Raw genomic sequence first — 17,942 nt, 5'->3', positions numbered from 1 at the left:
CGGATCTAACCTGCTGCTGTCAGGTTATCGGCCGAAGCAGGCGCAGCTGTAGTGCTCTGGCGGGAGGTCAGCTGCCGCGCATTCCGGCATAGCCCGAATGCAAGCGCAACGCCTGCCTCTCGCAGAGCAACGCAGGCTATGCGCAGACGCTAATTCAAGACCTCGCTGAACGGGATGAAACGCACCGGATCGCCTTCGGAAAACGTTGTATTTTCGCGCACCTCCACCAGGCCTTCGGCCCAGGCGGCGCTGAGCAACACGCCGGAGCTCTGGTTCGCATACATCACGGCGCGTCCCTGTTCCACGCGGGCGCGCAGGTACTCGCGGCGCTTGCCCGGTTTGCTCCAAACAAAGCCCGACGGCACGTCGAACCCCAGCGGCACCACGCTGGTCACGCCCAGTCGGCGTAACAGATAGGGTCGGGCCAGCAACGCGAAGGTCACCAGCGTCGAGGCTGGATTACCGGGCAATCCGAGCACCGGAACGCCTCGATAGTGCCCGCAGGTCAGCGGCTTGCCCGGTTTGATCGCCAACTTCCAAAAAGCCAGTTCGCCTGCCTCGCGCAGTACCTGGCCGAGAAAATCCGCCTCGCCGACCGAAACGCCTCCACTGGACAGAATCAGATCGACCTCGCCCAGACGCGCCAACGCTTCACGGGTGGCCTGCGCATCGTCAGGCAGGATGCCGACATCCACCACCGTGCAGCCCAGACGTTGCAACCAGCTGCACAGCACACGACGATTGCTGTTGTAGATTTGTCCAGGGCCCAGCGGCAGCCCCGGCTCCACCAATTCATCGCCCGTCGACAGCACCGCCACGCGTGGCCGGCGGCGCACCCGCAGACTCGCCTGCCCCAGCGATGCTGCCAGGCCTAGCTCAATGGGCCCCAACCGGCTGCCGGCCGCCAGCACGCAATCGCCGATGCGGGTCTCCTGCCCCTTGGGCCGTACGTTTTGGCGCGTCCTGAGCGGTTGCAGAAAACGCACTCGGCCATCCGCCAGCACCTCGACGTTTTCCTGCATTTCAACGCAGTCTGCGCCTTCGGGCAGCGGCGCACCGGTGAAAATCCGTGCACAACTCCCCGGTTGCAACAGCGTCGGCGCGCTGCCAGCGAAGAGTCGCTGCCCGACCGGCAGTGGCTCGCCCTGCCAGTCGGCGAGATTCAGCGCGTAACCGTCCATCGCGCTGTTGTCCCAGGGCGGCAAATCGAGCCCGGCCAATAGCGCATCAGCCAGCACCCGGCCTTGCGCCTGATCCAGAGTCACTTCTTCGCAGTCGATAATCGGCGTCGCGTCGGCCAGCGCCAGCAGCCGCTCCAGCGCAGTATCTAGCGGCAATAAAGCCGAAGGTTCGCTGCTCATCCGCGACTCCCACACGCCTCGGCGCGCACGAGGTGTGCCACGAAGTTACACGGACGGTGGCGGGCATCCAGCTGTTCGGCGAGGATACTGTCCCAGGCTGTGCGACAGGCATTGGTGGACCCCGGCAGGCAGCACACCAGCGTACGGTTGGACAGGCCGGCCAGCGCTCGGGACTGCACGGTGGAGGTACCGATGTCGGCGTAGGAAACCTGCCGGAACAGCTCACCGAAACCATCCACCTGCTTGTCGAACAGGCAGCTCACCGCCTCTGGGGTGCTGTCGCGCCCGGTAAAGCCGGTGCCTCCGGTGATCAGGACCACCTGAACGCGCTCATCGGCAATCCAGGTCGCGACTTGCGCGCGAATCTTGTAAAGATCGTCCTTAAGCAATACCCGCTCGGCGAGGGAATGGCCGGCAGCCGTCAGGCGGTCAACGAACAGTTGACCGGAAGTGTCGGTTTCCAGACTTCTCGTATCACTTACGGTGAGTACGGCAATACTTAGGGGAACAAACAGCGCATCAGCCTTGTGATTCATGAACAGCTTCCAGTTGTGGGGTTCACGTCGCAGTGTTATATCACAGCCCCCTGCCCCAGGAGCCCCGCCATGCCTGCCCCCTTAGTCCTGCCATCCTGCTCGGTACTTCTGCTGGCGGGCGGACGTGGCCAGCGCATGGGCGGCCGGGACAAAGGGCTGATCGACTGGCAGGGCCGCCCGTTGATTGCCTGGCTGCATGACTGCGTCCGACCGCTGACCGACGATCTGATCATTTCCTGCAACCGCAATATCGATCGCTATCGGCCCTTCGCCGACCGCCTGGTGACCGATCAGAATGATGATTTTCCAGGCCCTCTGGCGGGCATACGCGCCGGCCTTGCAGCTGCCAGGCACGACCACCTGCTGATTTTGCCCTGCGATGCCCCCCTGATCGACGGCGACCTGATCGATGCCATCCGCCAGCAGGCCGTCCGTCACCCACAGCGACCCGTAATGCTGCGCCAGGGTGATCATTGGCAGCCTCTGTTCAGTCTAATTCCGGTGAGCTTGCGTGACAGTATCGAGCACGCCTGGCTTGCCGGTGAACGCGCGCCTCGACACGTTTTAATTCGCCACGGCGCCATTGCCCTGGATTGCCCGGAGGACGATATTCGCCTCGCCAACCTGAACACCCCGGACTTGCTACAGCACGCCGTTCCGGCCGGTAACCCAGGCGGCACATGACCCCGTTTGTCACCGGGCCGCGAAAAAAATCCTCCCTAACCCCTTGTGCATCAAAAGTTTTTCGGTACAATGCGCGCCATCCAAACGGAGCGTAGCGCAGCTTGGTAGCGCGTCTCGTTCGGGACGAGAAGGTCGCAGGTTCGAATCCTGTCGCTCCGACCAAACTCCCGAAAAACCCGCCTTGCTCGGCGGGTTTTTCTATTTCAAGATTTCTCTACCCCTATGCACGTCCGCTGCAAATGGGCTAGAGTGACCCTCGTTAGTTATCAAGTCGACCGTCACCCGGTGTGGATTTCCAGGCGATTCCCGTTCGCCACAGCTGGAAGTCACACTTCGAAAGACCCTCAAAAGCCCGACGAACGATCAGTACGGAACCACAGGGATCAGTACCTTATCCCTGCCGCACGCAAACTTGATAACCCGCCGCACAACTGTCACGTAGCTTGCTTAAGCTTTACCTAGCAGGTTACGGAACCTTCCGTTGGCGGCACTGCTCCGATAAGGAACATTACGACCACTCAGGTGAGTGGCGGGATTCGGAGCCTTCACAAACGGCTACAGTCGTTTTTTGCAAAAGGAACACATAATAATATGTCTATTCAACATCGCGCCCAGGACGCAATCCGCGTTCTATCCGAAGCCTTCGCACCGCTTGACTGCCATTTTCTGGCACCCAGCCGCAAAGGTAATTTCAGCTTTACGCTGGTAAACGAGCACGGCATCGCCTGTCACAGCGAACGCCTCTACCCTGAGCACTATCAGGGCAGCGAGCGATTGCAACGCGTCATCGAACGCGCCCGCAGCAAGACTCTGGCGGCGTAACCGACAACAGAACGATACAGGTAGCTCATGACCTACCATCCTCACCCAAGCCCCGCTATCCCGCGGGGCTTTCTGCTTTTTGGACTCGCGAAATCCGCTCGACGGAATTGAGCAGTCTCACACCGAAAAAACATCAGCACGCTCGTCCAATCTTCGACGCGTCAATCTACCGCGCAGCCTCACCGACAAGCATTTCTCGTGGTACGCCTGGATTCCTGGATGACATCAGCCAGCCGCCCAACGAGCGGCACTTCAGTGCAAGCCGCGTAATCCCGTGGGAACGCTAGGCTCGTCGACCGCCTCCCAAGGACCACCCGGCTGGCCGGCGCAGTACCAGCCATTGCTCCAGCGGTAGTAAAGGCGTTCGCGGTAATAGAGTGATTGACCACTGACGACATAGACCCCCAGCTGATTGTCCCAATGGGCATCCAGGTGTGGAGGCGGCGCGTAACGCGGATGCGTCTTGCGCGTGGCCGGGACTGACGGCGTGCCAGGGGAAGGCGTGGCCGGGACCGCAGGCGTAATCACCGGACGGGTCGGTGATTCAGGCACAGGCGCTGGCTGGCGCTGTGGTTGTGAACCGGGCAAATGGTAGACCGCATCGCTGGCACAGCCCGCCAGTACCACCATCAGCGATCCCAGGACGACTCGACTCAGGTGCAACCAGGGCGCGCGCCGCTGCATCTCTTCTCCAGAGCCGGCCAGAGCCGGCTGTTATTCAGGGCCTATCGGGTTGATCGATGACGAGCTGCTGGAGTTGCGTATTGCTGGAATCCACCGCCTTGCTGCGCCCGATCCACTCTCCACTCTGCGGGTCACCGCCCCGGGAAATTCGCGCCACCAGCTCGACCTTCGGAAAGTTGGACAAGCGCAACTGGGGAAGCATTGCATCGGCATCCGTAAAGGTCAGCTCAGCCGGCAACTCGGCAACGCTAAGCCGCTTGGCTGCCAGGGGGGCCGGCGGCCCATCGACGGCGCGGGCGAACACGAACACGGTATCGCCCGGCTGGACCTGATCGCGCACTTGCGCACCCAGTTCTACCCGCATCTTGAGCTGAACGTTAACCGGGGCCGCCTGGGTGCCCTGCGACTGATCGCCCGCCTGGGCGCGGGCACGCTCGATACCGCTTTGAATCGCCGCACGCGACGGGTCATCGGCCGGCAAGGTAGCAACCAGTCTTTCCCAGTGCTCGACCGCTTCGGCAAAACGCCCGGCCTCGAAGGCAGAGATGCCCAGCAAGCCCAAGGTCGTCGTTTCTTCAGGATCAATGTGCAGCGCTTCGCGCGTCAGCGACTGGATTTGCTCGGACCACTGCTGGCCACCGGCGAAGTACAGCGCCTGGGCCCACTGGCCAAGCAATGCGGGATCACGGCCTGCCAGCGTCACAGTACGCTCGAACGCCTTGGCCGCATCGGCCGGACGCTCTTCGACCATATAGGCTCGCGCCAGGTAGTACCACCCTTCCGCCGCTTCTGGCTGGGCTTTGACCGCCTGCTCCAGACGGGCAACCATTTCGCTCATCGAGGCCGGTGCCTGGTCGAACTGGCGGGACAGTTCCAGCTTGTCGCTGGCGCCCCAGTACATATACAGGCCCAGGCCCAACACCGGCACCAGTACCGCCGCCAGCAACGGCGCGGTGCGGCCCAGGTGCGCACTGCGCTGTACGTCTACGTTTTCCGTATCGGCCAGCAGCTCACGGGCCGCCTCAGCTTTGCCTGCTGCGAATTGTTCATTATTGAGGGTGCCGGCAGCATGCTGGGTCTCCAGCTCGGCCTGGCGCTCCTCGAAAAGCGCCACGTTAAGGGCAGTACGGTCTTCCTCGCGCTGGGCGTGACGGCCGCGCAGCACCGGAATCAATATAAACGCCAAGGCCACCAGCAATAGCACGACGGCGGCAAGCCAGAAATCGATCATGAGTCTTTCTTATCCAGCAAATGAGAGAGACGCTGCTGCTCTTCGGCGGACAGCAGGGCTTTTTGCGGTGCGCTTTCAACCTTGCGCTTGCGCACGACAATGATCAGCAACACCAGCAGCCCACCGCCCAGCAACGCCCAGGGTCCGTACCAGAGCAACAGGGTGCGGGCTTCGACGGGCGGGTTGTACAGCACGAAATCGCCATAGCGGGCCACCAGGTAATCGACGATCTGCTTGTCGCTCTGGCCTTCCCCCATCATCCGGTAGATTTCCCGGCGCAGGTCCATGGCGATGGGTGCGTCGGAATCGGCGATGTTCTGATTCTGGCACTTGGGGCAGCGCAATTCGAAGGTCAGCGTGCGAAACCGCTGACGCTCAGCCTCGCTGGCAAACTCGTAGGTATCAATGGCAGCCCAGCTCAAACCGGACAGTGCCAGGCTGCACAACACAGCGGCAAGCAAACGTTTCATTCGTCGAGCAACTCCTGGTAAAGCGGTGCCAGCTGCTGGCGCCAGACGCGCTCGTCAATGGCACCGACATACTTGTGGCGGATGATGCCGTGCTTGTCGATGAGGAAGGTTTCCGGCGCGCCATAGACACCCAGGTCCAGACCCAGGCTGCCGACTTTATCTTCAATGTTGATCTGGTAGGGATCGAGCAAATCCGTCAGCCACTTGCGCGCCGCCGCGTTGTCATCCTTGTAATTGACGCCATGGATTACCACGCCCTGACTGGCCAACGCATTAAGCGTTTCATGCTCGGCTCGACAGGTCGGGCACCAGGTCGCCCACACGTTGACCAACGCCGGCTTGCCGAGCAGCGCCTCACGGGTGACCGCCTTGCCTTCGTGCACACTCGGCAACTCAAAGGCGGGGAACGGCTTGCCGATCAGGGCTGAAGGCAGCTCCTGGGGATTGAGAAACAACCCCTTGGCCAGGAAGGCCGCGACAATCAGAAAGATCGCTAACGGAATCAGCAGCAATCCACGCTTCATGCCGGTACTCCTGTCAGGCCCAAGGTTTCACGTACGCGACTCTTGACCTTGACGCGGTAGCGACGGTCCAGCGTGGCCAGCACGCCACCAAAAGCCATCATCAACCCGCCCAGCCAGATCCAGCGCACATAAGGTTTGACGTGCAAGCGCACGGCCCAGGCGCCATCTTCCAGCGGCTCACCGAGGGCGACATAGAGATCGCGGAACAACCCGGGATCGATACCGGCTTCGGTCATCGGCATCATCTGCACGGTATACAGACGCTTCTCGGGGTGCAGCACGGCGATCTGCTTGTCGTTCTCGAACACGCGCAGCGTGGCCTTATCGGAGGTGTAGTTGGGACCTTCGTGGTGTACCGCACCTTCAAAGACGAAGCGGTAGCCGGCCAGTTCGAGGGACTCGCCCGGCGCCATGCGCAGGTCGCGCTCGGCGCTCTGCAGGGAAGACAGCACCACGCCAATGGCACACACGGCAATCCCCAGGTGGGCCAAATGCATGCCCCAGTAGCTGCGGCTCAGGCTGCGCATGCCTTTAAACAGCCCCTTGTGACGGGTCTTGTCGAGTAGATCGCGTACGCTGGCCAGCACCACCCAGGCTGCCAGCAAGCACACGGCCAGCACCGCCCAGTGGAAATCGCCCAGCAGCACGGACGCCAGACCACCAAGCACCGCACTGCCGATCAGCACGGGCGTGAGCATGTTCAACAGCCATTTCACCGGCGTGTCCTTCCAGCGCACCAGCACGCCCACCGCCATGGCCAGCATCAGGATCGCCATCAGCGGCAGGAACATCGCATTGAAGTACGGCGGGCCAACGGACAGCTTGGCGCCGGTCAACGCATCGAGCAGCAGCGGATACAGGGTGCCGAGCAAAATCATCGCCGTGGCCACCACCAGCACCAGATTATTGACCAGCAATAAGGTCTCGCGGGACCACAGAGCAAAGCCGACCTGGCTTTTGACCACCGGTGCACGCACCGCGAACAGTGCCAGCGAGGCACCCACCACGATAAGCAGGAACACCAGGATGAACGCGCCCCGCTCGGGGTCGGCCGCGAAGGCGTGTACCGAGGTGAGCACCCCGGAACGCACCAGGAAAGTACCCAGCAGGCTCAGCGAGAACGCAGCAATCGCCAGCAGCACGGTCCAGCTCTTGAACACGCCACGCTTTTCGGTGACCGCCAGCGAGTGAATCAGCGCGGTACCCACCAGCCAAGGCATGAAAGAGGCGTTTTCCACCGGATCCCAGAACCACCAGCCGCCCCAGCCCAGTTCGTAGTAGGCCCACCAGGAGCCGAGCACGATGCCAATGCCCAGGCTCGCCCAGGCAACCAGCGTCCAAGGGCGCGACCAGCGTGCCCAGGCAGCGTCCAGACGACCGCCCAGCAACGCGGCAATGGCGAAGGCGAAGGCTACCGAGAAACCGACGTAGCCCATGTAGAGCATCGGCGGGTGGACGATCAGGCCGAAGTCTTGCAGCAACGGGTTGAGGTCGCGACCGTCCATTGGCGCTTGCGGCAGCAGGCGCTCGAAGGGGTTGGAGGTCATGATCAGGAACAGCAGGAAGCCGATGCTGATGATGCCCATCACCGCCAGCACGCGGGCCAGCATTTCTTCCGGCAGATGACGGGAGAACACCGCCACGGCAAAGGTCCAGCCACCGAGAATGAAGGCCCACAGCAGCAGCGAGCCTTCATGGGCGCCCCACACGGCACTGAACTTGAAGAACCAGGGCAAGGCGCTGTTGGAGTTATGGGCGACATAGGCGACCGAGAAATCGTCGACCAGAAACGCATAGGTCAGGCAGGCCAGGGACACCGTGAGGAAGAAGAATTGCCCCCACGCCGCTGGCTGCGCCAGGCCCATCCACAGGCGATCACCGCGCCACGCACCGATCAGCGGCAGCGTGGACTGTACGATAGCCAGGCAAAAGGCCAGAATCAGGGCCAGGTGGCCAAGCTCGGGAATCATTGGGTCGCCTCCGCATTATTCTGCAGCTTGGCGCTTTCCAGGGCCTGGGTCACTTCCGGCGGCATGTAGTTCTCGTCGTGCTTGGCCAACACCTCGTCGGCGACCAGCACGCCGTCGGCATTCAGGCGGCCCAGGGCGACGATGCCCTGCCCTTCGCGGAACAGGTCGGGGAGGATGCCCTGGTAGCGCATGGTCACTTCAGCAGCACCGTCGCCGGCTACGAACTCGACCAGCAACGAGTCTTCGGAGCGCTTCAACGAGCCTTCCTTGACCATGCCGCCGGCGCGAATACGCACACCTTCCGGCACCTCACCATTGGCAATTTGCGTGGGGGTATAGAACAGGTTGATGTTCTGCTGCAACGCCGACAAGGCCAGGCCGACCGCAGCGCCAACCCCGACGACGATGGCCAGCACGATGATCAGACGCTTCTTGCGCACAGGATTCACTTCATTTCCTCCCGGCGCAGACGACGCGCCTCTTCTTGCAGATAACGCCGGCGCGCCAGCAACGGCTGGGCGACGTTGAACAGGATGACGGCCAGGCTGATGCCGTAGCACGTCCACACGTACAGACCATGGTTGCCCATGGCGACAAATTCGGAGAAGGAGGCGAAATTCACCGACGTCCCTCCAGTTGGGCGCGCAGCTCGGCTTTTACCCAGCTGCTGCGCGATTCACGTTTGAGCACTTCAAGGCGCATGCGCATCAACACCACCGTGGCGAGGAAACAGTAAAAGCCGATGACCATGACCAGCAACGGCAGCCACATTTCCATCGGCATCGCCGGCTTCTCGGTGAGCTTGAAGGTGGCCGGCTGGTGCAGCGTGTTCCACCAGTCCACCGAATACTTGATGATCGGGATATTGACCACGCCGACGATGGCCAGCACGGCGCAGGCCTTGGCGGCGCTGTCGCGGTTGGTGATCGCGTTACCCAGAGCGATGACGCCGAAATACAGGAACAGCAGGATCAGCATCGAGGTCAGGCGCGCGTCCCATACCCACCAGGCGCCCCAGGTCGGCTTGCCCCACACGGCGCCGGTCACCAGGGCGATCACAGTCATCCAGGCGCCCAGCGGCGCGGCCTGCTGCAAGGCCACGTCAGCCAGCTTCATCTTCCACACCAATCCGACGACGCCAGCCACCGCCAGCATCAGGTAGATCGACTGGGCGAGGATGGCCGCAGGCACATGGATGTAGATGATCCGGAAGCTGTTGCCCTGCTGGTAGTCCTGCGGTGCAAACGCCAGGCCCCAGACGGTGCCGACGACCAGCAACAGCACAGCCGCCGCGCCCAACCAGGGCAGCCAGCGGCCACTGATTTCGTAGAACCATTTGGGCGAACCCAGCTTGTGAAACCATGTCCAGTTCATTGCAACACTCTTAGGTCGCGGCACCGGATCGCCGCCCGGCCCTTTCGTCATATCAAGTGGCGCCCGATGCGCCATTTAAATCCTATTCGCCTACGCTGATCCGCAAACCGGCAGCAACGGCGAAAGGGGTCAGGGTGACCGCCAGAGCGGTCAGACTGGCCAGCCACAACAGGTGGCCGGCTGTGGGCAATCCTTGCAGGTCCGCTTGTAACGCTCCGCTGCCAAGAATCAGCACCGGGATGTACAGCGGCAAAATCAGCAGCGCCAGCAGCAACCCGCCGCGCTTGAGGCCTACGGTCAGCGCCGCGCCCACCGCGCCCAGCAGGCTGAGGATCGGCGTACCGAGCAGCAGCGTGGCCAGCAGTACCGGCAGGCAGCGCGACGGCAAACCCAGCATCAACGCCAGCAAGGGCGAAAGCAGCACCAGGGCCAACCCGGTGAACAGCCAGTGTGCCAGTACCTTGGCAAGCACCAGAAGAGCCAGAGGGTGCGGCGAAACGACCCACTGTTCCAGCGAACCGTCTTCGAAGTCGCTGCGAAACAGCCCATCCAGTGAGAGCAGCACGGCCAAGAGCGCCGCCACCCACACCAGTCCCGGTGAAAGCGTTTGCAGCAACTGGCTCTCGGGCCCCACCGCCAGGGGGAACATGGCGATCACGATGGCGAAGAAGACCAGTGGATTGGCCAACTCAGCGGGGCGGCGAAACAACAAGCGCGCCTCGCGCGCGAGCAACAGGGTAAAGACGTTACTCATGCGGCGCGCTGCCCTAAATCAAGTTCCCGATAGCCGGCAGGTTTTTCGTCCAGCGAGTGATGAGTGGTCAACACTACCATGCCGCCCTGCAGACAATGCTGGGCCAGATGGCTCTCCAGTTGCGCTACGCCTTGCTTGTCCAGCGCAGTAAACGGCTCATCGAGAATCCACAAGGGTGGAGCCTGCAGATAGAGTCTGGCCAGCGCTACACGACGCTGCTGTCCCGCGGACAGTGTATGGCAGGGAACATCTTCGAAACCACGCAGGCCGACCGCTGTCAGTGCCTGGCGAATCGCCTCATGATCGGCCGGCTGGTGCAAGGCGCACAGCCAGGCCAGGTTCTCTTCCGGAGTGAGCAAGCCCTTGATCCCGGCGGCGTGACCGATCCACAGCAGATTGCGCGCCAGCTCGCCGCGCCTGGCGGCCAGCGGCTCGCCCTGCAAGCGTACTTCGCCAGCGGTGGGTTGCATCAGCCCGCACAGCAGGCGCAGCAAACTGGTCTTGCCGCTGCCATTGGGGCCCACGACCTGCAGCATGTCACCCGGCAACAGCCGCAGCTCCAGGCCTTCGAACAACACGCGCCAGTCGCGCTCACAAGTCAGCGCTACGGTTTCGAGAAAGGGACTGCTCACGCCATGCCTATCCAAATAAATGCGACAAAACAGCGACACGCCGCGGTATCTGCCGACCACGTGCCTCAAGTCAGTCTGGAGACGGCCGTTACCTGAGAAGAAGGGAGCGCCGATCCGATTGGGGCGGCATTATACATGTGACTCCTCTCACTCAATGCGGGCAATTGGGGCAGGTTGTAAGGGCGTATAACCATTTCATGAGCGAAATCAATTTTTCCCCACCCAGCACGGCGTCGTTGAGCAGTTCGGCGCCGGTTACGACCTTGCAAGTGCGCCTGACCGCGCTGCAACCGCTCGAAGCCTTGCTCGCGCCCGGGCAGCGTGCGCAGGCCGAAGTCACCGCCCAGCGAGATTTATCGACAGGCCAGCACCTGACGCTGCGCCTGACCCTACCCGATGGACGCACCGCACAGCTCCAGGTACGCGCCGGCGACAGCCCCGCGCCCGGCGTAGGCAGTCAACTGCAGCTCACGGCACAGACGGGCAATCGCCTACTGGCCAATCTGATCACGACGGCAGAGCGTCCGTTGCAGCGCCTGGATCTGAGCCAGTTGCCAGCGGGCAGCCTGCTGCAAGCCCGGGTGCTGAGCAACACGCCGAACAGCGTGACGAACCTGCAACAGATCATTGTGCACGTGCTCAGCCCGCCTCTGGCCGGGCGCCAGTTGGTGCTGGAAAGTGCTCACCCTTTAACGGTCGGCAGTCTGTTCAGCGCCCAGGTGCGCGATGGCCAGACGTTGCAGTTTTTACCGTTGGGCGCACGCCTGGAGCAGCTCGACGCGCTGCAACAACTGGCTTCCCAGCATGCTCGTCAAGGCTCGCTGCAAGCCGTGTTCAATGCCCTCGCCCGCCTGGAGCCACACAGCCTGTCACCCGCACTGCGCCAAAGCATCGAGCAGTTGCAAAACAATCTGCCAACCCTCGGCCAACTGGGTGATGCGCAACGATTGGCCCAGGCGATGAAAGACAGCGGCCTGGGACTTGAGCAACGACTGTTAAGCAGCCAGGCGGGCACCCTGACCCACGACCTTAAGGCTAACCTGCTGCGCTTGGTTGCCCAGCTTGCGCCCGGGCTTAATAGCCTGGCGCTGGCCACCACGCCCGCCAGCGCGGCCCTGGCCAGCAGTCTGCCGAGCGTCGCCCGTAGCCTGCTCGGTGTGCTGGGCCAGCAAAATGGGCGCGCGCCGGGGCTGAGTTTTCCCCTACCGAGCCGCCTGGCCGCCGAACTGGAAAGCGAAGGTGATGTGCAAAGCCTGTTGAAGCTCGCCGCTGCGGCCATTTCCCGGGTTCAGACCCATCAGTTGTCCAGCCTGGCGCAGACCCAGGGCGGACCCGACAACCCCCTTACCACCACCTGGCAGATGGAGCTGCCGCTGCGCGATCAGCCCACGCCTTTGCAGCTGAAAATCCAGCGCGAGCAGCCCGATGCTCGCCCAAGCGAGTCGGATCGCGAAAGCCTGTGGAAGATCGACCTGGCCTTCGACCTCGCGCCCTTGGGCCCATTGCAGGTTCAGGCGCAGTTAAGCCGGGGCCAGTTATCCGGCCAACTGTGGGCCGCGCACGCACAGACCGCAACCCTCATTGCACAGGAACTCGGGCAACTGCGCGAGCGGCTGCAGGCCGCTGGCCTAACGGTGGGCGAGCTGAACTGCCGGCAGGGCGTACCGCCGCAGCCGTCTGCGACCCCTGTTGAACACTGCTGGATAGACGACAACGCATGAGTGACCACACTACCCGCCACGCCATTGCCCTGCGCTACGACGGCCAGCACACCCCCACCCTGACCGCTAAAGGCGAGGATGCCCTGGCCGAGGCGATTCTCGCCTTGGCCCGCGAGCATCAGGTGCCTATTTACGAAAATGCCGACTTGTTGCGCCTGTTGGCGCGCCTGGAGCTGGGCGATGAGATCCCCGAAGCGTTGTACCGCTGCATCGCGGAGATCATTGCCTTCGCCTGGTATTTGAAGGGCAAGCGTCCTGTGGGGTTTATCCCGGACTAATGGAATGTCGTTGGTCGTGTGGATCACGCGTTACCGATCCACCGGGTGGCGATCCACCGGGTGGCGGTCCACCGAGTGGCGATCCACCGAGCGGTGGTCATGGTGGATGTAACAACGCCATCCACCCACGGAACCACATTGAACAGGAGTCTGGGAGAAACGCCCTGCTCTCACGAATCTACTGGCCGGTGATGCTCAGGTTGAGCTGATCAAACACCGTCACCAGCGCGGGGTTGCTGGTCACTTCGAATAGCTCGGCCAGTTTCACGGGCTGCTGCGGACTGGCAGCCAGGGTCAGTTCACGCAACTGGCCGCGCAACAGCGGCTCGACCAGATCGCAGGTCGGCGCCAGCGTCTCGGGCAGGGAGTAGAGAACGAACTGGCAGCCTGAACGGCTATTTTCGATCCATTGAGTGAACTGCTCCTCGCTGAAGCCGTTGTTGCCACGCCAGGCCGTCAGCGCAAAGGGCAGCAGACCTTGGTCCTCGAGCCGCAGGCTGAACGCGTCGAGACTGCCCTTGAGCAACACATCGAGCACCTGCTGAATATCCTTAGCGGACAACTCCTCCGGCGTGGTCTTGGCCATCAGCTGTGCATTCAGGCGTTTGCTCTGCGCGCGCAGGTCATACAGGTCCGTCATGCTCAGGTGCACGTCGGCGCTGATGACACCCGGCATGGTCAGGCTGAACTCCGACAAGGCCTCGCCGGTGACATCGTTCTGATCGCTGACCACCAGCAGATCAACGGGCGCGATCTGCAGCGTCTGCGCTTCGCTGAGGTTCAATAGCGCCGCCTGGTCGCGCAGCATCTGGTTGATCTCTTCGAGCTCCGCTCCCTGCTGGATCAAACCGCTGATGCGCACGCGACTGCGTAGCCGCTCAGCGTTTTCCAGATAGTCGGAAATCACCACTTCGCGGGCGCTCAGCGGGTCCGCGCCGTCCAGCGTCAGGGTAACCCCTGTCAGCGTCAGAGACTGGTCGAGCAGGGAAACCGAAGACGACTCCCAGCTCATGCGCTCTTCCAGCTCGTTCTCCTCCAGCCAGCGCGTCAAGGCGCCCTGGATTTCCTGCTCAACGTAGCTGTGGGCCGAAAAGTAACCACCAACCAGCACGAATGCCGCGATGATGAGGATCAGTTGTAAGCGTTTGCTCATGAAGGAGGGAGTCCATTACGGGGCGACGCCCGACAAGGAAAGAGGAAGGTCAGGCCCGTTGTCCGGGCCCAACGCTTGCGCGTGCCGGTTTTTATTCCGGGCGGCGCGCCTGGTGCAGCTTGCTGACCAGTTCGGCCTCGCCCTTGGTCAGGCCGCAGGACTGGGTCAGGTCCTCGATGCTCGCGCCGAGCCCCACCAGGCGCGACGCCTGGATAAACGAGACCATGGTCGGATCACTCTGCTCGAGCTTGCCCAGGCGTTCCGGCAGGGGCGTCACCAGTTGGCGCAACTCCTGCAACTCGTCGCCCATCTTCACGCAGACGCCAATATAGGTTTCGAGCTGCTTGCTCAATTCCTGCATGCGCTTGTCACGCTTGCTATGACGCTCGGCATGCTGGCGGAACTGATGTTCGACACCTGCATTCAAGCGACGCAGGTGGGCGGCTAGCCAGATCACTGTGCCCAGGGCAGTCAGCGAGATCACGGCCAGTGCGATCGCGACGAGGTTCAAGATCATTTAGAAGTTCTCAAGCTCCAGCCATTCGTCTTCACTCATCATCTTCTCCAGTTCAACCAGAATCAGCAACTCGCCGTTCTTGTTGCACACGCCCTGGATGAACTTGGCCGACTCTTCGTTACCGACGTTGGGGGCGGTTTCGATTTCCGACTGGCGCAAGTAAACCACTTCAGCAACGCTGTCGACCAGTATGCCAACGACTTGCTTGTCCGCCTCGATGATCACGATACGGCTGTTGTCGGTGATGTCCGCCGAGTCCAGGCCGAAGCGCTGGCGGGTGTCGATGACCGTCACCACATTGCCGCGCAGGTTGATGATCCCCAGCACATAGCTGGGTGCTCCCGGCACGGGCGCGATCTCGCTGTAGCGCAGCACTTCCTGCACCTGCATGACATTGATGCCATAGGATTCGTTATCCAGGCGAAAGGTCACCCACTGCAGAATGGGATCGTCAGAGCCTTGCGCTGTCATGTTTTTCATTGTTCAAACCTCGTCAAGAACCGTTTATGGCGATGCGCGCGGCCAGTAGGCCGAATGCGTGTCCAGGCCCGTGGGGCCTTGAAATATCAATCAACTCTTTCGCGTATGGGCACCGCTGCGGATCAGATCGGCCAGTGCGGCGACATCCAGCAGCGCGCACATGTGCTCAATCACGGTGCCCGCCAGCCACGGCCGCTGGGTCCGCTGCGTGCGCCATTTAACCTGCCCGGGGTGCAGATGAATCGAGCGGTCAACCTGATGCACCGCCAGCCCCCAGTCGTAGCCCTGAATGGTGATCACAAACTTCAAGTGGTCGCGAAATTCATCGCGGTAACGCTCGGGCATCACCCAACGCGCCGTATCGAGCACTTTGAGGTTGCCGGAGTGAGTGCTCAGCATGCCGAGAAACCAGTCCGGCTGGCCGAAGATCGGCGTCAGCTCCTGGCCCTGCAGCGAATGCACTGTGCCCAGGCACACCAGCGGCACAGCCAGTGTCAGGCCGGCCACATCGAACAGCAGGCACTCAAACGGCTCCTCACCCCAACTCGGCCGTGCGGCACGAATGAGCGGTGGCGACGGTGGTGCGGCAACAGGGGCCGCAATGGTCGCGGCCGGGGTAGCGACGGGGGGCTGTAGCGGCGTCTTGGACGGCGGAGCAATGGGCGCTGCCTTGGCGACAGGCGGCGCGACGGGCGCCGACCGTTCAGCCGGTGGGGCAATGGGTGCAACGCTGGCTACAGGCGCTACCGGGACGGCCACGGGCATCTCAACCGGCGCTACCACCTTCGCCGCGACGGAGGGCGTACGCTGCGGCGCCTGACGGTCCCGCTGCAGCTCTTCGCGCACTGCAGCCTGAAATTCATCCTCGCTGGCCTGGCTCTGTTCCAGCTCCAGTGCGGCATCCTGCAACAGTTCATCCAGATAGGATTGTAGGGCCTGCTGGGGGGCCGACAGCGTAACCACGCGCGTGCTTATCTCTTGCATTCGCTAAACCCTCCTTTACCCGCTATCGACCGCACCGGTGCATTGCTTGAGAGTCGGCGCATCATGTCGGCTGCGCTCCCGCTTGCCGGCCCAGCAAGGTTTTCAGCAGCGACCGATAGGCAATCACGCCGCGGCTTCCGGGGTCGAACTGGGAGGGCACGAGCCCAGCACGGCTGGCCTCATGCAGGCGCGTATCGACCGGTATGTAGGCGGGCCAGATGTGCTCGGGATAGCGTCCACGCAGCAGTTTCAAGGTGGATAGCGAGGCGTGCGAGCGACGGTCGAACAAGGTCGGCACGATCATGTAAGGCAGGGCCTGGCGGCGCGAGCGGTTGATCATGGTCAGGGTGTTGACCATGCGCTCCAGCCCTTTGACAGCCAGAAACTCGGTCTGCACCGGCACGATCAGTTGCTGGCTGGCGGCCAGGGCGTTGACCATCAACACGCCAAGCAACGGCGGGCTGTCGATCAGCACATGATCAAAATCGTTCCACAGTTGCGCCAATGCCTTGGACATGACCAGCCCCAGACCACTCTTGGCAGGCGATTGCCGCTCCAGCGTGGCCAGCGCAGTGCTGGCGGGCAACAGCATGATCCGCCCATGGCTGGTGCGCACAAGCAATTCGCGCGCTAGCCCCTGGGGCACCTGGCCACTGTGCAAAAACAGATCGAAGCCGCTGCGCTCGAGCTTGTCGGGGTCATAACCAAAATAACTGGTCATCGAACCGTGGGGATCGAGATCCACGACCAACACGCGCTGGCCTGCATCGGCCAGCAACCCCGCCAGGGCGAGGCTTGAGGTGGTCTTGCCGACCCCTCCTTTCTGATTGGCTACTGCCCAGACTTTCATTCACCGCCCTCTAAAACCCGCTGCGTTCAGCGCGAGCCACTGCCGGCCTGCATGGCGACAGCCGGGGAATTGACAGCACTGTCCGCTGTTCCCTGACCGATCGGTGATTTTGCAGGTTGCATGCCATTCACTGCCTGACGCTGATTCCCTTGCGCATCCGCACTGCGCCGCGTATCGAGGAAGCGCGAGATGACCAGCACAACGCGGCGGTTCTGCGCCCGTCCACTGGCGGTGCTGTTGTCGGCAACCGGTTGATGTTCGCCGTAACCGACGGCGGCCATGCGCTGCGCTGCAACCCCATCCATGTGCAACATGCGCACGATGCTCGCCGCGCGCGCTGCGGACAATTCCCAGTTGGTCGGGTACAACGGCGTGCTGATAGGCAGGTTGTCGGTAAACCCCTCCACCTGGATGGGGTTGTCGAACGGCGCCAGGATTTTGGCGACCTTCTCGATGATGTCGAACGCTGCGTCTTGTGGCAGGGCATCGCCGCTGGGGAACAGCAGGCTGGATTTAAGCTCGATTTCCACCCAGGACTCGGTGCCGCGCACGATCAGTTGTCCGGCTTCGATCAGCCCGGCAAAGGCCTGCTCGACGCTGCGCGTGATCTGCGCCAGCGGGTCGTTTTCCTCGTCCGGCATCGGACCGCCGTCATCGCGCAATAGCTCTTCTTGAGTGCGGGTGCGTGGGCGCTCATCCCCGATCGGGATGGGTTTGGTGGCCCGCTCCTGCTGCTTGAACACGCCGACCAGGCTATCGGAGAGCACCTTGTACTTGTTTTCGTTGACCGTCGAACTGGCGTACATCACCACGAAAAAGGCGAACATCAAGGTAATGAAATCGGCATAGGACACCAGCCAGCGATCATTGCCGGAGGGCTCGTCGTTGAGCCCGCGATTGCGACGTCGAAGCGACAT

At 62.3% G+C, this 17,942-nt stretch carries 22 protein-coding genes and 1 tRNA gene; 5 read left to right on the top strand and 18 right to left on the bottom strand.

Translation table 11 applies throughout. The features are described from left to right. Positions 1 to 149: 149 nt before the first annotated feature. Together H9642_RS05045 and moaB are read right to left on the bottom strand one after the other, a co-directional pair. Positions 150 to 1,361 carry a molybdopterin molybdotransferase MoeA gene (locus H9642_RS05045; protein ID WP_251835292.1) on the bottom strand — a complete coding sequence of 404 codons (1,212 nt, stop codon included), beginning with the start codon at positions 1,359 to 1,361 and terminating at the stop codon, positions 150 to 152. Then, positions 1,358 to 1,897, bottom strand: a complete 540-nt coding sequence (gene moaB / locus H9642_RS05040) for a molybdenum cofactor biosynthesis protein B (protein WP_251835291.1) — start codon at positions 1,895 to 1,897, stop codon at positions 1,358 to 1,360. Before moaB ends, H9642_RS05045 begins: the two co-directional genes overlap by 4 nt. Before the next feature lie 69 nt (positions 1,898 to 1,966). On the opposite strand from moaB, the gene mobA reads away from it, so the two are divergent. The 3 genes from mobA (at position 1,967) to H9642_RS05025 (ending at position 3,403) form a co-directional block, all read left to right on the top strand. Continuing rightward, the gene (mobA, locus tag H9642_RS05035; RefSeq protein WP_251835290.1) at positions 1,967 to 2,581 is read left to right on the top strand and encodes a molybdenum cofactor guanylyltransferase MobA; all 615 of its coding nucleotides are present in this window, start codon (positions 1,967 to 1,969) and stop codon (positions 2,579 to 2,581) included. Positions 2,582 to 2,666: 85 nt separating this feature from the next. Then, a tRNA-Pro gene (locus H9642_RS05030) sits at positions 2,667 to 2,743 on the top strand. Between the two features lie 429 nt (positions 2,744 to 3,172). Continuing rightward, the gene (locus tag H9642_RS05025; RefSeq protein WP_251835289.1) at positions 3,173 to 3,403 is read left to right on the top strand and encodes a hypothetical protein; all 231 of its coding nucleotides are present in this window, start codon (positions 3,173 to 3,175) and stop codon (positions 3,401 to 3,403) included. A gap of 252 nt (positions 3,404 to 3,655) precedes the next feature. Here the strand turns inward: H9642_RS05025 and H9642_RS05020 are convergent, their stop codons facing one another. The 10 genes from H9642_RS05020 to ccmA form a co-directional block, all read right to left on the bottom strand. Next, positions 3,656 to 4,087 carry a hypothetical protein gene (locus H9642_RS05020; RefSeq protein WP_251835288.1) on the bottom strand — a complete coding sequence of 144 codons (432 nt, stop codon included), beginning with the start codon at positions 4,085 to 4,087 and terminating at the stop codon, positions 3,656 to 3,658. Between the two features lie 34 nt (positions 4,088 to 4,121). Beyond that, the gene (ccmI, locus tag H9642_RS05015; RefSeq protein WP_251835287.1) at positions 4,122 to 5,318 is read right to left on the bottom strand and encodes a c-type cytochrome biogenesis protein CcmI; all 1,197 of its coding nucleotides are present in this window, start codon (positions 5,316 to 5,318) and stop codon (positions 4,122 to 4,124) included. Beyond that, positions 5,315 to 5,788, bottom strand: coding sequence for a cytochrome c-type biogenesis protein (locus H9642_RS05010; RefSeq protein ID WP_251835286.1), 474 nt, complete (start codon positions 5,786 to 5,788; stop codon positions 5,315 to 5,317). Before H9642_RS05010 ends, ccmI begins: the two co-directional genes overlap by 4 nt. Beyond that, the gene (locus H9642_RS05005; protein ID WP_251835285.1) at positions 5,785 to 6,312 is read right to left on the bottom strand and encodes a DsbE family thiol:disulfide interchange protein; all 528 of its coding nucleotides are present in this window, start codon (positions 6,310 to 6,312) and stop codon (positions 5,785 to 5,787) included. The genes H9642_RS05010 and H9642_RS05005 overlap by 4 nt, the downstream gene beginning before the upstream one ends. Continuing rightward, the gene (locus H9642_RS05000; RefSeq protein ID WP_251835284.1) at positions 6,309 to 8,282 is read right to left on the bottom strand and encodes a heme lyase CcmF/NrfE family subunit; all 1,974 of its coding nucleotides are present in this window, start codon (positions 8,280 to 8,282) and stop codon (positions 6,309 to 6,311) included. Before H9642_RS05000 ends, H9642_RS05005 begins: the two co-directional genes overlap by 4 nt. Next, a complete protein-coding gene (gene ccmE, locus H9642_RS04995; RefSeq protein ID WP_251835283.1) occupies positions 8,279 to 8,731 on the bottom strand; it encodes a cytochrome c maturation protein CcmE in 453 nt (150 codons plus the stop codon). The genes H9642_RS05000 and ccmE overlap by 4 nt, the downstream gene beginning before the upstream one ends. Further along, on the bottom strand, positions 8,728 to 8,904 hold the full coding sequence (gene ccmD / locus H9642_RS04990) for a heme exporter protein CcmD (protein ID WP_251835282.1): 177 nt from the start codon (positions 8,902 to 8,904) through the stop codon (positions 8,728 to 8,730). The genes ccmE and ccmD overlap by 4 nt, the downstream gene beginning before the upstream one ends. Continuing rightward, positions 8,901 to 9,656, bottom strand: coding sequence for a heme ABC transporter permease (locus tag H9642_RS04985; RefSeq protein ID WP_251835281.1), 756 nt, complete (start codon positions 9,654 to 9,656; stop codon positions 8,901 to 8,903). Before H9642_RS04985 ends, ccmD begins: the two co-directional genes overlap by 4 nt. An 82-nt stretch (positions 9,657 to 9,738) precedes the next feature. After that, a complete protein-coding gene (ccmB, locus tag H9642_RS04980) occupies positions 9,739 to 10,410 on the bottom strand; it encodes a heme exporter protein CcmB (protein WP_251835280.1) in 672 nt (223 codons plus the stop codon). Beyond that, a complete protein-coding gene (ccmA, locus tag H9642_RS04975; protein ID WP_251835279.1) occupies positions 10,407 to 11,042 on the bottom strand; it encodes a cytochrome c biogenesis heme-transporting ATPase CcmA in 636 nt (211 codons plus the stop codon). Before ccmA ends, ccmB begins: the two co-directional genes overlap by 4 nt. 197 nt (positions 11,043 to 11,239) lie before the next feature. Here ccmA and fliK point away from each other — a divergent pair, with 197 nt between their 5' ends. Next, complete coding sequence (gene fliK, locus H9642_RS04970) at positions 11,240 to 12,763, top strand: flagellar hook-length control protein FliK (protein WP_251835278.1); 1,524 nt, start codon at positions 11,240 to 11,242, stop codon at positions 12,761 to 12,763. Beyond that, positions 12,760 to 13,041: an EscU/YscU/HrcU family type III secretion system export apparatus switch protein gene (locus H9642_RS04965; RefSeq protein ID WP_251835277.1), complete on the top strand. Its 282-nt coding sequence runs from the start codon at positions 12,760 to 12,762 to the stop codon at positions 13,039 to 13,041. Before fliK ends, H9642_RS04965 begins: the two co-directional genes overlap by 4 nt. Positions 13,042 to 13,219: 178 nt before the next feature. On the opposite strand, the gene H9642_RS04960 is transcribed toward H9642_RS04965, so the two are convergent. The 6 genes from H9642_RS04960 to motD all read right to left on the bottom strand — a co-directional run bounded on the left by H9642_RS04960 (position 13,220) and on the right by motD (position 17,942). Then, on the bottom strand, positions 13,220 to 14,194 hold the full coding sequence (locus H9642_RS04960; RefSeq protein ID WP_251835276.1) for an aq_1923 C-terminal domain: 975 nt from the start codon (positions 14,192 to 14,194) through the stop codon (positions 13,220 to 13,222). A gap of 91 nt (positions 14,195 to 14,285) precedes the next feature. Beyond that, positions 14,286 to 14,705: a DUF2802 domain-containing protein gene (locus tag H9642_RS04955; protein WP_251835372.1), complete on the bottom strand. Its 420-nt coding sequence runs from the start codon at positions 14,703 to 14,705 to the stop codon at positions 14,286 to 14,288. A 6-nt stretch (positions 14,706 to 14,711) separates the two neighbouring features. Then, on the bottom strand, positions 14,712 to 15,191 hold the full coding sequence (locus H9642_RS04950; protein ID WP_251835275.1) for a chemotaxis protein CheW: 480 nt from the start codon (positions 15,189 to 15,191) through the stop codon (positions 14,712 to 14,714). A gap of 90 nt (positions 15,192 to 15,281) precedes the next feature. Continuing rightward, positions 15,282 to 16,166, bottom strand: coding sequence for a CheW domain-containing protein (locus H9642_RS04945; RefSeq protein ID WP_433962670.1), 885 nt, complete (start codon positions 16,164 to 16,166; stop codon positions 15,282 to 15,284). A 70-nt stretch (positions 16,167 to 16,236) separates the two neighbouring features. After that, positions 16,237 to 17,025, bottom strand: coding sequence for a ParA family protein (locus H9642_RS04940; RefSeq protein ID WP_251835273.1), 789 nt, complete (start codon positions 17,023 to 17,025; stop codon positions 16,237 to 16,239). A gap of 26 nt (positions 17,026 to 17,051) precedes the next feature. Then, positions 17,052 to 17,942, bottom strand: a complete 891-nt coding sequence (gene motD, locus H9642_RS04935) for a flagellar motor protein MotD (protein WP_251835272.1) — start codon at positions 17,940 to 17,942, stop codon at positions 17,052 to 17,054.

It is taken from the genome of Serpens gallinarum (assembly GCF_014836765.1).
In the GTDB taxonomy this organism is placed as follows: domain Bacteria; phylum Pseudomonadota; class Gammaproteobacteria; order Pseudomonadales; family Pseudomonadaceae; genus Serpens; species Serpens gallinarum.
The sequence above is the reverse complement of the archived record's forward strand: the minus strand, read 5'-3'. Positions and strand labels throughout refer to the sequence as shown.

Coding starts and splice junctions, on each gene's coding strand:
- H9642_RS05005 (WP_251835285.1), bottom strand. CDS start 6,312: ATGAAGCGTGGATTGCTGCTGATTCCGTTAGCGATCTTTCTGATTGTC.
- motD (WP_251835272.1), bottom strand. CDS start 17,942: ATGTCGCTTCGACGTCGCAATCGCGGGCTCAACGACGAGCCCTCCGGC.
- moaB (WP_251835291.1), bottom strand. CDS start 1,897: ATGAATCACAAGGCTGATGCGCTGTTTGTTCCCCTAAGTATTGCCGTA.
- H9642_RS04950 (WP_251835275.1), bottom strand. CDS start 15,191: ATGAAAAACATGACAGCGCAAGGCTCTGACGATCCCATTCTGCAGTGG.
- H9642_RS04960 (WP_251835276.1), bottom strand. CDS start 14,194: ATGAGCAAACGCTTACAACTGATCCTCATCATCGCGGCATTCGTGCTG.
- H9642_RS05025 (WP_251835289.1), top strand. CDS start 3,173: ATGTCTATTCAACATCGCGCCCAGGACGCAATCCGCGTTCTATCCGAA.
- H9642_RS05010 (WP_251835286.1), bottom strand. CDS start 5,788: ATGAAACGTTTGCTTGCCGCTGTGTTGTGCAGCCTGGCACTGTCCGGT.
- H9642_RS04985 (WP_251835281.1), bottom strand. CDS start 9,656: ATGAACTGGACATGGTTTCACAAGCTGGGTTCGCCCAAATGGTTCTAC.
- ccmB (WP_251835280.1), bottom strand. CDS start 10,410: ATGAGTAACGTCTTTACCCTGTTGCTCGCGCGCGAGGCGCGCTTGTTG.
- ccmI (WP_251835287.1), bottom strand. CDS start 5,318: ATGATCGATTTCTGGCTTGCCGCCGTCGTGCTATTGCTGGTGGCCTTG.
- H9642_RS05000 (WP_251835284.1), bottom strand. CDS start 8,282: ATGATTCCCGAGCTTGGCCACCTGGCCCTGATTCTGGCCTTTTGCCTG.
- fliK (WP_251835278.1), top strand. CDS start 11,240: ATGAGCGAAATCAATTTTTCCCCACCCAGCACGGCGTCGTTGAGCAGT.
- H9642_RS04940 (WP_251835273.1), bottom strand. CDS start 17,025: ATGAAAGTCTGGGCAGTAGCCAATCAGAAAGGAGGGGTCGGCAAGACC.
- H9642_RS04965 (WP_251835277.1), top strand. CDS start 12,760: ATGAGTGACCACACTACCCGCCACGCCATTGCCCTGCGCTACGACGGC.
- H9642_RS05020 (WP_251835288.1), bottom strand. CDS start 4,087: ATGCAGCGGCGCGCGCCCTGGTTGCACCTGAGTCGAGTCGTCCTGGGA.
- H9642_RS05045 (WP_251835292.1), bottom strand. CDS start 1,361: ATGAGCAGCGAACCTTCGGCTTTATTGCCGCTAGATACTGCGCTGGAG.
- mobA (WP_251835290.1), top strand. CDS start 1,967: ATGCCTGCCCCCTTAGTCCTGCCATCCTGCTCGGTACTTCTGCTGGCG.